The sequence below is a fragment of the Micromonospora sp. ATLC20 genome (genome assembly GCF_057196585.1).
Window position 1 is genome coordinate 1 of record NZ_JBXUOV010000167.1, and the last position, 13,004, is coordinate 13,004.

11 protein-coding genes and 1 pseudogene are annotated in these 13,004 nt (G+C 72.1%); 3 read left to right on the forward strand and 9 right to left on the reverse strand.

The window, feature by feature from the left end:
- Window positions 1-291 precede the first annotated feature (291 nt).
- From AC2CHG_RS25315 to AC2CHG_RS25330, 4 genes are read right to left on the reverse strand one after another with little or no spacing between them, the layout of a single operon-like run.
- Window positions 292-2,616, reverse strand: coding sequence for a beta-xylosidase/alpha-l-arabinosidase (locus AC2CHG_RS25315; RefSeq protein WP_484525726.1), 2,325 nt, complete (start codon window positions 2,614-2,616; stop codon window positions 292-294).
- 39 nt (window positions 2,617-2,655) lie between these two features.
- Window positions 2,656-3,522, reverse strand: a complete 867-nt coding sequence (locus AC2CHG_RS25320) for a carbohydrate ABC transporter permease (RefSeq protein ID WP_262011870.1) — start codon at window positions 3,520-3,522, stop codon at window positions 2,656-2,658.
- Entirely contained in the window at window positions 3,519-4,517 is a 999-nt protein-coding gene (locus AC2CHG_RS25325) for a carbohydrate ABC transporter permease (protein WP_262011871.1), read from the reverse strand. The genes AC2CHG_RS25320 and AC2CHG_RS25325 overlap by 4 nt, the downstream gene beginning before the upstream one ends.
- Window positions 4,514-5,782 (reverse strand): extracellular solute-binding protein, encoded by a 1,269-nt coding sequence (locus tag AC2CHG_RS25330; protein WP_484525727.1) that lies wholly within the window; start codon window positions 5,780-5,782, stop codon window positions 4,514-4,516. The genes AC2CHG_RS25325 and AC2CHG_RS25330 overlap by 4 nt, the downstream gene beginning before the upstream one ends.
- A 177-nt stretch (window positions 5,783-5,959) precedes the next feature.
- Here AC2CHG_RS25330 and AC2CHG_RS25335 point away from each other — a divergent pair, with 177 nt between their 5' ends.
- Complete coding sequence (locus AC2CHG_RS25335; RefSeq protein ID WP_262011873.1) at window positions 5,960-6,964, forward strand: LacI family DNA-binding transcriptional regulator; 1,005 nt, start codon at window positions 5,960-5,962, stop codon at window positions 6,962-6,964.
- A 210-nt stretch (window positions 6,965-7,174) separates the two neighbouring features.
- A complete protein-coding gene (locus tag AC2CHG_RS25340) occupies window positions 7,175-8,368 on the forward strand; it encodes an endo-1,4-beta-xylanase (protein ID WP_484525728.1) in 1,194 nt (397 codons plus the stop codon).
- Between the two features lie 64 nt (window positions 8,369-8,432).
- Here the strand turns inward: AC2CHG_RS25340 and AC2CHG_RS25345 are convergent, their stop codons facing one another.
- The 4 genes from AC2CHG_RS25345 to AC2CHG_RS25360 form a co-directional block, all read right to left on the reverse strand.
- Window positions 8,433-8,993 carry a DUF5872 domain-containing protein gene (locus AC2CHG_RS25345; RefSeq protein ID WP_355508068.1) on the reverse strand — a complete coding sequence of 187 codons (561 nt, stop codon included), beginning with the start codon at window positions 8,991-8,993 and terminating at the stop codon, window positions 8,433-8,435.
- 37 nt (window positions 8,994-9,030) lie between these two features.
- Window positions 9,031-9,555, reverse strand: a complete 525-nt coding sequence (locus AC2CHG_RS25350) for a hypothetical protein (RefSeq protein ID WP_262011876.1) — start codon at window positions 9,553-9,555, stop codon at window positions 9,031-9,033.
- A gap of 67 nt (window positions 9,556-9,622) precedes the next feature.
- Window positions 9,623-10,336, reverse strand: coding sequence for a hypothetical protein (locus AC2CHG_RS25355; RefSeq protein ID WP_484525729.1), 714 nt, complete (start codon window positions 10,334-10,336; stop codon window positions 9,623-9,625).
- The gene (locus AC2CHG_RS25360) at window positions 10,329-10,937 is read right to left on the reverse strand and encodes an RNA polymerase sigma factor (protein ID WP_484525730.1); all 609 of its coding nucleotides are present in this window, start codon (window positions 10,935-10,937) and stop codon (window positions 10,329-10,331) included. The genes AC2CHG_RS25355 and AC2CHG_RS25360 overlap by 8 nt, the downstream gene beginning before the upstream one ends.
- A gap of 40 nt (window positions 10,938-10,977) precedes the next feature.
- Between AC2CHG_RS25360 and AC2CHG_RS25365 the strand changes: the two genes are divergently transcribed.
- Window positions 10,978-12,552, forward strand: a complete 1,575-nt coding sequence (locus tag AC2CHG_RS25365; protein ID WP_484525731.1) for an FMN-binding glutamate synthase family protein — start codon at window positions 10,978-10,980, stop codon at window positions 12,550-12,552.
- On the opposite strand, the pseudogene AC2CHG_RS25370 reads toward AC2CHG_RS25365, so the two are convergent.
- Window positions 12,549-13,004, reverse strand: a pseudogene (locus AC2CHG_RS25370) (hypothetical protein); the annotation flags it as partial. The gene AC2CHG_RS25365 and the pseudogene AC2CHG_RS25370 overlap by 4 nt on opposite strands.

Genomic DNA, 13,004 nt, shown 5'->3' on the forward strand with positions numbered 1-13,004 from the left:
GCAGCAGCCACGCCGCGATCCGCCAGCGCCTCGCGGCGGTCGCGGCGCGGGCGGTGGCCCGGCGAGGCCGGTCCTCGCCCCACGGGTCCTCGACCGCGGCGTCCCCGAGCCGGGGCAGGACCATGGTGTCCGCGTCCATCATCGTGACTCACGCATCCCTGTGGGTGCCGGCGACCGGGATCCAGCCGGGGCTGGATGACATCCTGGAGCCTACTGAGCCAAAAACGACATAACGCCAATATGAGATGAAAGGGTCCGCCGGCCGCCCCGTGGACGACCGGCGGACCCGGCTCAGCGAAGGTCGGTGGTCGTCCAGCGGGGCGACTCCGCGGTGATCGCGACGGTGTCGCCGGTCAGCGTCGTCCGCGCCTGGACGTCGCGCCGGGCGCTCGTGCCCACCCAGACGTCGACCTCTCCGGGCTCCACCACGCGCGTGAGCGTGCGGTCGGTGAAGGCCAGCCGCGTGTTCGGCACGGTCAGCTCGACGGTCACCGAGGCGCCCGGCTCCAGGCGCACCCGCCGGTAGCCGAGCAGCTGCGCCACCGGCCGGGTCACCGAGGCGACCAGGTCGCGGCCGTAGAGCTGCACCACGTCGTCACCGGCGACCGGGCCGGTGTTCGTCACCCGCACCGACACCTTCAGCGGCCTGTCGGTCGGCACCTCGGCCGGCACGGTCAGGTCGGTGTACGCGAACGTGGTGTAGGACAACCCGTGCCCGAACGGCGCCACCGGCGTCGCCGGCAGGTTCGTGCCGTTCATGCCCTCCCCCAGCTCGGGGTGCAGGTACGAGTACGGCTGCGCGCCGGCCGAGCCGGGCAGGGTGACCGGCAGCCGGCCGGACGGGTTGACCCGCCCGGAGAGCACGCCCGCGATCGCCCCGGCGCCCTCCTCACCCGGGAAGAACGTCTGCACCACCGCCGCGCACCGGGACAGCGCCCAGCCGAGCGCGTACGGGCGGCCGGTGAGCAGCACCAGGACGACCGGGGTGCCGGTGTCCAGCACCGCCTCGACGAGCTGACGCTGCACGCCGGGCAGCTCCAGGTCGTCCCGGTCGCAGCCCTCGCCGACGGTGCCGCGGCCGAACAGGCTGGCGTGGTCGCCGACCACGAGGACCGCCACATCGGCGGCGGACGCGGCGGCGACCGCCTCGTCGAACCCGGACCGGTCCGCCGAGTCCACCTCGCAGCCGGCCGCGAAGGTGACCGAGTCGGCGCCGAACTCGGCGCGCACCGCCTCCAGGACGGTCGGCACCTCGAATCCGGTCTCCACGCCCGGGTGGTGGGCCAGCACGTGGTTCAGGAACGAGTAGCAGCCGAACAGCGCGCCCTGCCGGTCGGCGTTCGGCCCGACGACCGCCACCCGGCGGCCCGCCGGCAGCGGCAGCACGCCCTCGTTGGCGACCAGGACCACCGACTCCTCGGCGAGCCGGCGCGCGATCGACCGGTGCTCCGGCGAGTCGAGTTCGATCGCGCCCGGCGGCTCGTCGTCGAACGTGGCGTCGAGCAGCCCGAGTTCCTGCTTCTGGCGCAGGACGCGCAGCACCGCCCGGTCGACCAGCGCCTCGTCGACCCGGCCGGCCCGCACCGACTCGGTCAGGGTCAGGAAGGCGTCGCCGGTGGGCAGCTCGATGTCGAGGCCCGCGCCCAGCGCCTGCACCGCCGCGTCCGCGTTGTCGGCCGCGACGTGGTGCAGCAGGTTGAGGAAGGCGACGCCGTAGTAGTCGGCCACCACCGTCCCGTCGAAGCCCCACCGCTCCCGCAGCAGATCGGTGAGCATGGTCGGATCGGCGGCGACCGGCACGCCGTCGATCTCGGCGTACGAGTGCATGACGCTGCGCGCGTCGCCGTCGCGGATCGCCATCTCGAACGGCGGCAGCAGCACGTCGGCGAGTTCCCGGGGACCGGCGTGCACCGGGCCGAAGTTGCGCCCGGCCCGCGAGCCGGAGTAGCCGGCGAAGTGCTTCAGCGTCGCGAGCACGCCCTGCGACTGGAGTCCCCGCACGTACGAGGTGCCGATGGTGCCGACGAGGTACGGGTCCTCGGCGATGCACTCGTCGACCCGGCCCCAGCGGGGATCCCGGATCACGTCCAGCACCGGGGACAGTCCCTGGTGGATGCCGAGCGCGCGCATCGAGGCCCCGATCGCCGCCGCCATCTCGGTGACCAGCTCCGGGTCGAACGCGGCACCCCAGGCCAGCGGCGTCGGGAAGGTCGCCGCCTTCCACGCCGACAGGCCGGTCAGGCACTCCTCGTGCACGATGGCCGGGATGCCCAGCCGGGTGCCCGTCACCAGGTCCCGCTGGAACTTCCACAGCCAGGCGGCGCGGGCGGCGGCGTCGACCGGGCGGGTGCCGTAGGCGCGGGTCAGGTGACCCAGCCCGTGCCGGGAGAAGTCCTCGAGCCGGCCGCTGTCGGCGAACTCGCCCTGCAGGGGCGCGACCGCCTCACCGTCCTCCTTCTCCCAGAACCCGACGAGCTGCGCGACCTTCTCCTCGATCGTCATCCGAGCGAGCAGTTCCCGTACGCGCGTCTCGGCGTCGTGTCCGTCCGGCCGGTCGTGGTCCGAACCTGCCTGAGCCGGTACCGGCCCGTCCACCACCGCGTGGACCTCTGTCATGGTGTGCCTTTCCACTGGTTGTGCTGGTGCCGCCGCCGCTCAGCCCTTGACCGCGCCCTGGAGACCGCCCACGATCTGCTTCTCCGCCAGGGTGAAGAACAGCAGCGCCGGCAACATCGCCAGCGACGTGAAGGCGAGGACTCCCGCGGTGTCGGTGGTGTACTGGCTGGAGAAGTTCTGCACGCCCAGCGGCAGGGTGTGCAGGTTGACGTCCCCGAGGACGAGCAGCGGCAGGAGGAACGCGTTCCAGCTCGCCACGAACGCGAGGATGCCGACGGTGACGACCGCGGGCCGCGACAGCGGCAGCACGATCCGCCAGAGGAAGCCGAGCCGGCCGGCGCCGTCGATGGCGGCCGCGTCCTCCAGCTCCCGCGGAATGGCCGACAGGAACGGCCGCAGGATGACGATCGTCAGCGGCAACGAGAAGGCCACCTGCGGAAGGATCACCGCGTAGTAGGAGTTGATCAGGTTCAGGTCGCGCAGCATGAGGTACAGCGGCAGGATCGCCGCGCCGGCCGGGAACAGCAGGCCGAGGGTGAAGAAGGTGTAGAGCCCTTCGCGGCCGCGGAACGTGTAGCGGGCGAGCACGAACGCGGCGGCCATGCCGAGCACCACCACGCCGAGCGTGGTGCCGAGGGCGACCACGGCGCTGTTGAACGCCTGCTTCCAGAAGTCGCTCTGGGTCAGCACCCGGTAGTAGTTGTCCCAGACCCACGGGTCCGGCAGGCCGGCCGGGTCGTTCACGATCTGCGGCGTGGTCCGGAAACCGCCGACGACGACGTACACGACGGGTGCGATCGACACGGCCGCGACCGCGAGCGCGATCGCGTACGTCAGCGGCGAGCTCCACTGCACCGGCCGGCGCCCGGCCGAGGGGGCGGATACGGAGTTCACGGCCACTGTCACTTCCCCTTCCGGGTGATGGCACCCTCGATGTCCCGGCGGAGCAGGAAACGCTGGAACAGCAGCGCCGCGACGAACGAGATGGCGAACAGGATCACGGCGACCGCGTTGCCGTAGCCCCAGAGCCGGGCGAAGAAGCCGTTGTCCACCATGTACGTCGCCATGGTGGCCGAGGCGCCGAGCGACCGTACCGCCGGCACCGAGGTCACCCAGATCATGTCGAAGACCTGCAGCGAGCCGATCATCGACAGGAACATCCAGATCCGGATGGTGGGGCCGAGCAGCGGCAGCGTGACGTGGCGCTGGATCTGCCACCAGCTCGCGCCGTCGATCTCGGCGGCCTCGTTCAGCTCCTGCGGCACGTTCGACAGGCCGGCGAGCAGCAGGATGATGGCGAAGCCGACGTACTTCCAGGTGAGGACGAACAGCAGCGTCCAGATCACCACGTCCAGGTCGGCCAGCCACGCCTGCACCAGGCCACCGAGCCCGATCGACTGCAGCAGCGCGTCGAGCGTGCCGTTCTCGGTCAGGATCAGCTTCCACATGATGCCGACGGTGACCTCGGCCAGCACGTACGGCACGAACACCAGCAGGCGGAACGCCGAGCGCCCGCGGAAGCGGCGGTTGAGCAGGAGAGCGATGCCCAGCGCGACCGGGCCCTGGATCAGCAGCGACCCGAACACGATGATCGCGTTGTTGCGCAGCGCGTCCAGGAAGATCGGGTCCTGGAAGGCGAGCGTGTAGTTGCGGAAGCCGACGTACTCGGTGGGCGGGCCGACGCCGCGCCAGCGGAACAGGCTGTAGTAGAACGCGAAGCCCATCGGCACCAGCACGAACATCACGTAGATGACGACCGCGGGCGTGGTCAGACCGATGATCTCGTACCACTTGCGACGGGTCTCGGCGCGGCGGGAGGCGGCCCGTGCGCCGGGCCGGAGGCCCGCCGGCGGCGCTTGCGCGCCGACGGCGGGCGTACGGGTCTGCGATGCGGACGTCACTTGCTTGCGGCCGCCTTCATGGCCGAGACGACCTTCTCAGGTGTCCCGTTGCCGGCGAAGATCGCGACGATCGCGTCGTTCATCGCGGTGCCGACGGTGCTGCCGAAGGCGGTGTCCAGCCAGAGCTGGATGTAGGTGGCGGACGCGGTCGACTCCAGGATGGACTTCAGCGCCGGGTCGGTCACGCCGTCGGCAGCACTCTTGACGGCCGGCAGGCCGGTGCCGGTGGCGGCGTAGCCCTTCTGCACCTCGGGGCTGACGATGTACTTGAGGAACTCGACGCACTCGGCCGGGGCGTTCTTGGAGCAGGCGAAGCCGTCGCCGCCGCCGAGAGCCGCCTTCGGGTCACCGGCCGAGCCGGAGATCGCCGGCACCGGGAACCAGCCGAGGAACTTGCCCAGGGCCGCCTTGTCGGTGGCGACGGTGTCCAAGGTCCCGCGGTTCCACTCGCCCATCAGCTCCATCGCGGCCTTGCCGTTGGCGAGCAAACCGTTGGCGCTGGTCGGGTCGTTCTGGCCCGGCGTGGCGATGAAGTTGTTCTGGAACGGCTTGGTGTCGATGAAGGTCTTCAGGTCCTGGCCGGCCTTGACGAAGCACGGGTCGTCGAAGGTGCGGTCCTTGGAGGCCTTCTTCAGCGTGTCGACCGAGCAGGCGCGCAACGCGAAGTTGTACCACCAGTGCGCCGCGGGCCACTTGTCGCCGGCGCCCAGGGCGATCGGAACGACGTTGATGGCCTTGAGCTTGGTGACGGCGGCGTTGAGCTCCTCGAAGGTGGTCGGCGGCGCCGAGATGCCCGCCTTCGCGAACATGTCCTTGTTGTACCAGACGCCCTCGATGCCCATCCGGAACGGCAGGCCGTACTGCTTGCCGTCCACCTGCCAGATCTCGGCGGGGCTGCCGACGTCGGCCACCTCGCCCTTCACCTGGTCGGTGATGTCCTTGAGGTAGTCGGCCTCGACCTGCTCGCGCATCTCGCCGCCACCCCACGCCTGGAAGATGTCCGGCGGGTCGTTGCTCAGCAGCGCGGCGGGGAGCCGGGTGCGCTGGAGCTGGTTCGTCTCGATCGCCTCGATCTCGATCTTGACGGTCGGGTGGGCCGCAGAGAAGTCCTTGGCGACCTTCTCCCAGTACGTCTTGCCAGGCCCGTCCTGCGACGCGTTGTGCCACCAGGTCAACGTCACCGGGTTCTTGTACAGCTCGCTCTCGGCGGCCTTCTCCTCCTCGCCACCACCACTGCACGCGGAGGCCAGCAGAGCGCTTGTCACAAACAGTGCCAGGACGGCACCAGCACGGCGCTTCATCACCACAGATGTCTCCTCGACCACTCAGTCGGGTTACCTGCCGGGGAGTTTTACAGGGCCGTAACGTGAAGTCAATCGGTATCGATAACGTTTTCGACATCGTCTTCGATCCCCCTGGAAGAGCCCTCTATCATCGTCGGCGTGGTGTTCCAGGAGCGCGTCAAGATGTCGGACGTGGCACGTACGGCCGGCGTCTCGGTGGCAACTGTATCGAAGGTTGTCAATGGCCGGTACGGCGTCGCGCAGGCCACCGTCGAGCGCGTCCAGCAGGTGATCCACGAGCTCGGGTACGAGGCCAGCCTGGGCGCGCAGAGCCTGCGCAGCCACCGCACGAACGTACTGGGCATCCTGGTCGCCGAGTTCGAGCCGTTCTCCACCGAACTGCTCAAGGGCGCGTCCCGCGAGGTCGCCGGTAGCGGCTACCAGCTGCTCGCCTACTCCAGCGGCGACGGCGAGGGCGCGGCCATAGGGTGGGAGCGGCGCTCCCTGGCGCGACTGTCCGGCACGCTCATCGACGGCGCGGTGATCGTGACGCCGACGGTGGTCGAGACCAAGCACGGCTTCCACGTGGTGGCCGTCGACCCGCACACCGGCCCGTCCGGCCTGCCCACCGTCGACTCCGACAACTTCGCCGGCGCGGTACTGGCCACCGACCACCTGCTGTCGCTCGGGCACCGGCGGATCGCGCACATCAGCGGCCGGCCCGACCTGGAGTCGGCCCGCCTGCGCGAGGCCGGGTTCCGCAAGGCGATGGCCGACGCGGGCGTGCCGGTGGACGAACGGCTCGTGCGGGTGGGCGGTTTCCGCACCGAGACCGCCGCCAGCACGGCCGCCGAACTGCTCGCGCTCGCCGACCGGCCGACCGCGATCTTCGCCGGCAACGACCTCTCGGCCATCTCCACGGTGGACGTGGCCCGCGGCCTCGGCCTGCGCGTACCGGAGGACCTGTCGGTCATCGGCTTCGACAACATCCCCGAGTCGGCGCTCGTCGACCCGCCCCTCACCACGATCCGGCAGCCGCTGCAACGCATGGGCGCCGAGTCGCTGCGCCTGCTGATCGACCTCATCGCCGGCGTCGAGCGGGACACCCACATCCAGCTCCCCACCGAGCTGGTCGTCCGGGCCTCCTGCCACCCGCTGCGCTGACGCGCCGGCTCACCCTCCCCGCCCAGGTGATTGACGGACGGCTATCGGCGTCCGTAATGTTTCGGGCTACTTCCGGAAGGTTGATCGGAAGTTTCGGAAGCCGCATCGTCAGTCCACCCTGGCGCCCGCCGAACCGTTCCACGGCGCGGCGTCTCCGGCACCGCCACCGCCGGCCCCCGGGCCGCGCGCACCCTCCCGAAAGGAACGACCATGAAGCTGAGACGATGGCTCGCCGCCGGCGCCGTCGCCGTCGCGACCGCCACCGCCCTCAACGTCGTCCCCGCGACGGCCGGACGCCCGTACGAGCCGGCCGCGCAGAGCCTGCGTGAGCTGGCCAAGCGTCACGGCCTCTACGTGGGCACCGCGGTGGACATGGCCGCCCTCAACGACGCCTCCGAGCCGCGGTACCGCGAGCTGGCCGCGTCCGAGTTCTCCACCGTCACCGCCGAGAACGTGATGAAGTGGGAGAGCCTCGAACCCACCCGCGGCACCTACAACTGGGGCCCGGCCGACGAGCTGATCGACTTCGCCCGCAAGAACAACCAGCGGGTCCGGGGCCACGTGCTGGTCTGGCACAACCAGTTGCCCGCGTGGCTGACCAGCGGAGTCGCGGACGGATCGATCAGCAAGGCCGAGCTGCGCCAGATCCTGCGCAACCACATCACCGCTGTGGTCACCCACTTCAAGGGCAAGATCTGGCAGTGGGACGTGGTGAACGAGGCGGTCAGCGACCCCTGGGACACCCCGTCCACCCTGCACTACAAGGGGTTCTGGGCGCAGAACCTCGGGCCCGGCTACATCGCCGACGCGTTCCGCTGGGCGCGCGCCGCCGACCCGAAGGCGCTGCTGTTCTACAACGACTACAACATCGAGGCGTTCGGCTCCGGCAACCCGGCCGACGACAAGACGCAGTTCGTCTACAACATGGCCCGTGACCTGCGGGCCAAGGGCGTGCCGATCGACGGCGTGGGCGCACAGGGCCACCTGGGCACCCAGTACGGCAACTTCAGCACGCTCCAGGTGGCCGCGGCCCTGCGCAAGTTCGCCGGGCTCGGGCTGGCCACGGCGTTGACCGAGGTGGACGTACGCAGCCAGATCACCGAGGGGGTGGAGGCCGGCGACTCCGCGGAGATCAACCCGCGCCTGCAGGCGTCCGCGGCGAACTTCAGCGTGCTGATGCAGGCCTGCCTGGCCGAGCGGCACTGCCTGTCGTTCACGCTCTGGGGCTTCACCGACAAGCACTCCTGGGTGCCCGGCGCGTTCTCCGACCCGCCGGAGGGCCTGGCCACCGTCTACGACGAGAACTACCAGCCGAAGCTGGCGTACCACGAACTGAAGGCCGACCTGATGTTCTCCGGTCCGCCCTACGTGCTGCCGCGCATCCCGCAGCACCCGCGCCGCTGACGGTCGCGCGGAGGGGCCGGCCTGCGGGCCGGCCCCTCCGTCGCGGTGCGCCACGGGATCACGCTCACGCCGCCCGGCGCCGGCCCAGTTCCGACTCCAGCCGTCCGATGAGCGTCTTGCGGGCCTTGCCGCCGCGTTCCCGGCGCAGCGCCGCGTCGAGCTGGCGGGTGTCGAGGTCGCGGACCAGCTTGACCGCCTCGGTCACCGGCAGCTCGTTGATCTGCTCGGCGGCGGTGGCGTCCCGGCGGGCCCGCTTCGCCGGGCCGGTGTTCGGCACGTACTGGCGGCCGGAACGCGACGCGCGGCGCTTGCGGGTGTCGGTGGCCCGCCGTTCGGTCTCCGACAGCTCCTCCCACGCCTGTTTAGGCAGGTAACGGCGCGTTTCGCCGCCGTTGCGGGCACGCGTGTCACCGCTGCGGGTCTGCCACTTCTCGCCGCCCCAGCGTTGCAGCGAGCGCTGCCGTGCGTCCTTCGGGCCCTCGAATCCCCCGCCGGCCTTCTTGTACTCGTTCGTCAGCAGCTGCGACTTGCGGGCCGACCACTGCCCGGGCCGTCCGCCCTTGTCGGAGGCGCGGATCTCGGCCTTGAGGCGTTCGCGCAGTTCCGGCTCGGTGTACTTCGCCATGACGAGGCGTTACCCGGACCGGCAGCGGCCATGCCGGTCAGCGGGACGACGGCCGGTAGACCAGATCCATCGTGTCGGTGCGGCCGGACCAGTCCAGCCGTAGCCGCCAGCAGCCGGCGGCCGGCAGGTCGACGATGGACGGCCCGGGTCCGCCCGCCACCTCCCGGACGACAGGGGTGTCCGTCCCGTCCCGCGTCGCGGTGATCACCAGCGGGGTCCGCGGCGCCGGCTCGGACCGGCCGGGCTCGGGGCGCGCCACCCAGAGGATCTTGTTGTTCGCGCCGTCGCCGCGCGCGTGCACCAGCGGGTACGCGAACAGGATCGCCACGATGTCGCCCCCGGTGCCGAAGACGTGCCGGATCCGGGTGTCGCCGGTGAACCCGGCGTCCGCCCAGTCCGGCAGCCGGCCGGTCTCCACCCGCTCGGCGCAGGCCGCCGGCGTGGACGGTCCGGTGGCGGGCACGGTGCCCGTGGCCGGCCCGCCGGCCGGCTGCGCGGCCGGGCCGGTGCACCCGGCCAGCAGCAGGACCGGCACCAGCAGGACTCTTCTCGGAACGGACATCCGGCCTCCCCCGTCGACGACTCTCGTCGACAGGACACCGCCCGGCGCCCCGAGGTTCCCGCCGCACTCACTCAAGCGAGGACGCGATGTCGAGCGCCTGCTCGCGCGTCAGGTCGCCCTCCAGCCGGTAGCTCACCCCGGCCCGCTCCCAGATGAGCGTGGCGGCGGACAACCGCGCGGTGGCGACCCGTTCCGTGCCCGAGCGGTCCACGTACGCCAGCGCGTGCGGGCCGCCGACCCAGATCGCGAACTCGCCGCCGACGTGGGTGAGCGTCACGTCCGCCCCGAGGGACCGCTTGTGGAACACGATGTCGAGCGAGCCGTCGAAGGCGTCCAGCCGGACCGTCCCGCCCCAGTAGAGCAGGCTGGCGACCCGGTGCGCGCCGGTGCCGTCCGGATCGGCGACGAGCACCCGGTCCGGCTCGCCGAGCCGGGCCGGCACCCGGATCGGGAAGCGCACCTGCCGCTGTGCCTCGGCGAGCGCGACCTCGTGCTGCGCGGGCAGCGGCGACGGCGTACCCGTCGGCGGCGGGGCGGGCGCGGTGTCCACGACCACCCCGGAGAACCGCAACAGCCCGGTCACCGCGTCGGCGAGCGCGGCCCGCCCCGGCGGCAGCACCGCCACGAGCAGGGCGGCGAGCGCGGCGGCCAGCACGTACCGTCGGCGGCGGCGCGGCGCGGGCGCGTCGAGCCGGGCCCGGACCCGCGCGGTGAGGTCCGGTGTCCGCGCCGGCTCCAGCCAGCCCGTCAGCTCACGCAGCTCCCGTTCCAGTTCATCCACGGTGTGCCACCTCCCGGTCCAGCAGGGCCCGCAGCTTCGCCAGCGCCCGGTGGGTCCGCGACTTCACGGTGCCCCGGGCCACCCCCAGCACAGTCACCGTCTCGTCCTCGCCGAGGTCGAGCAGGTAGCGGCAGACGATCACCTCGCGGTCGCGGGCGGGCAGCCGGCGCAGCGCCCCGACCAGCTCGGCCCGGCGCTCGGCCGCCAGCACCGCGTCGAGCCCGTCCTCGGCGGTGACCGCCGCGACCGGGTCCGCCGTCGCCGCGCGCAGCGTCAGCCCGTCCCGCCGGGTCCGCGTCCGGTGCAGGTTCCGGGTCTCGTTGGCGACGATCGCGAGCAGCCAGGACCGGAACGACGCCTCGGCCCGGTAGCGGGACAGTTTCCGGTACGCCTTGACGAACGCCTCCTGGACCACGTCCTCGGCGTCCGGACCGGCGCCGAGCAGCACCGCCGTCCGGTACGCGGACGCGGTGTGCCGGGCGACCAGGGCGTCGTACGCCTCCCGGTCGCCGGCGCGTACGCGGGTGACGAGGTCGTCGTCGTCCAGGGCAGCCTCCGTCGGTCTGCTTCCATGACACCGCTCGCGCCGCCCGGGTTCCACCGGGAGTTTGGCCGGGTGCCGGGGCGGAAAGAGTGGCGGGATGAGCTGGGCGAAGAGAGCCGTACCCGCAGCCGTCGCCGCCGTCGCCGCGCTGGCGGCGCGGGACCTGCTGCAACGCGACCACGCGCTGCGCCGCAACTTCCCGGTGCTGGGCCGGGCCCGGTACCTGATCGAGTCGATCGGCCCGGAGCTGCGGCAGTACATCGTGGCCGGCAACGACGAGGAGCGGCCCTTCACCCGCGACCAGCGGCGCTGGGTGTACGCCTCGGCCAAGCAGGAGAACAACTACTTCGGGTTCGGCACCGACAACGACATCGAGCACACGTCCGGCTATCCGATCATCAAGCACCGCACGTTCGGCCGGGCGGTGCCACCGTCGACGCCGACCGCCGGGCACGACGTCACGCTGCCGTGCGCCAAGGTGCTCGGCGCGGCGCGCGGCCGGGCACACGCGTTCCGGCCGGAGTCGGTGGTGAACATCTCCGGGATGAGCTTCGGTTCGCTGTCCGGCAACGCGGTGGAGGCGCTCAACCGGGGCGCCGCGCTGGCCGGCTGCCTGCAGAACACCGGCGAGGGCGGGCTGTCGCCGTACCACCGCAACGGCGGTGAGCTGGTCTTCCAGCTCGGCACCGCGTACTTCGGCTGCCGCGACGAGCAGGGCCGGTTCAGCCTGGAACGGCTCAGGGACCTGGTGGCGTCGGCGCCGGTACGCGCGCTGGAGATCAAGCTCAGCCAGGGTGCCAAGCCGAGCCTCGGCGGCCTGCTGCCGGCGGCGAAGGTCTCCGCCGAGATCGCCGCCACCCGGGGCGTCCCGGCCGGTCAGGACTGCGTCAGCCCGTCCCGGCACGCCGAGTTCTCCGACTGCGACAGCCTGCTGGACTGGGTGGAGCTGCTCGCCGCCGAGACCGGCCTGCCGGTCGGCATCAAGTCCGCCGTCGGCGACCTGGGGTTCTGGGAGGAACTGGCCACGCTGATGCGCGACACCGGGCGCGGCGTGGACTTCGTGACCGTCGACGGCGGCGAGGGCGGCACCGGCGCCGCGCCACTGATCTTCAGCGACTCGGTCTCGCTGCCGTTCCAGCAGGGCTTCTCCCGGGTCTACCGGACGTTCGCCGAACGCGACCTGCACGAGAGCGTGGTGTTCGTCGGCGCCGGCAAGCTCGGTCTGCCGGACAACGCGGTGGTGGCGTTCGCGCTCGGCGCCGACATGGTCAACGTCGGGCGGGAGGCGATGCTGGCGATCGGTTGCATCCAGGCGCAGAAGTGCCACACCGACACCTGCCCGACCGGCGTCGCCACGCAGAACGCGTGGCTGGCCCGGGGTCTGGACCCGGCGCGCAAGTCGGTGCGGGCCGCGAACTACATCCGTACGCTGCGCCGCGACCTGGTCAAGGTGGCCGAGGCGTGCGGCGTCGAGCATCCCGGGCTGATCGGTACCGACGCGGTGGAGATCCTCGACGGCCGGACCTCGTCGATCCCGCTGGACCGGGCGTTCGGCTACCGGCCGGAGTGGGGGATGCCGTCGGCCGCCGACCGGGCGGAGATCGTCCGGCTGATGACCGCCGAGGCGCCGCAGGGCGGCAGCGCGCCGCCCTCCCCCACCGCCGTCGGCTAGCCGGGGCGGTGCCTGCCCCGGCGGCGCGGCGGGCGCGGCCGGAGCACGACCGGCGCCACCACCAGGACCGCCGCACCGAGCAGTCCCCAGGGGTGGCGGCTGGTCTCGACCACGAAGGCCACCGGCCGTTCCGGCAGGTCGACGCGGCCGTGGAGTTCGTGCGCCCCGAGCACGGCGACGTCCACCGGCACCGGGATCTCGTACGTCCGGACCTGCCCGGCGCCGATGGTGCCCAGGGGCGGGGCGGCGACGATGGTGTGCGCCCGTCCGGGCCGGCCGAACAGCAGCGTGAACGGCGGGTCGACCACGTCGGCCGGGCCGGGGTTGCGCAGCGCGACGCGTACGGTGAGCGTCTCGGGCAGCCCGAACCATTCCCGCAGCGGGCGGCGGCCGGCGACGCGCAGCTCGTCGAGGTGCAGTCGCGGCGTGGCGGCCGGCGCGGGCGCCGGGGC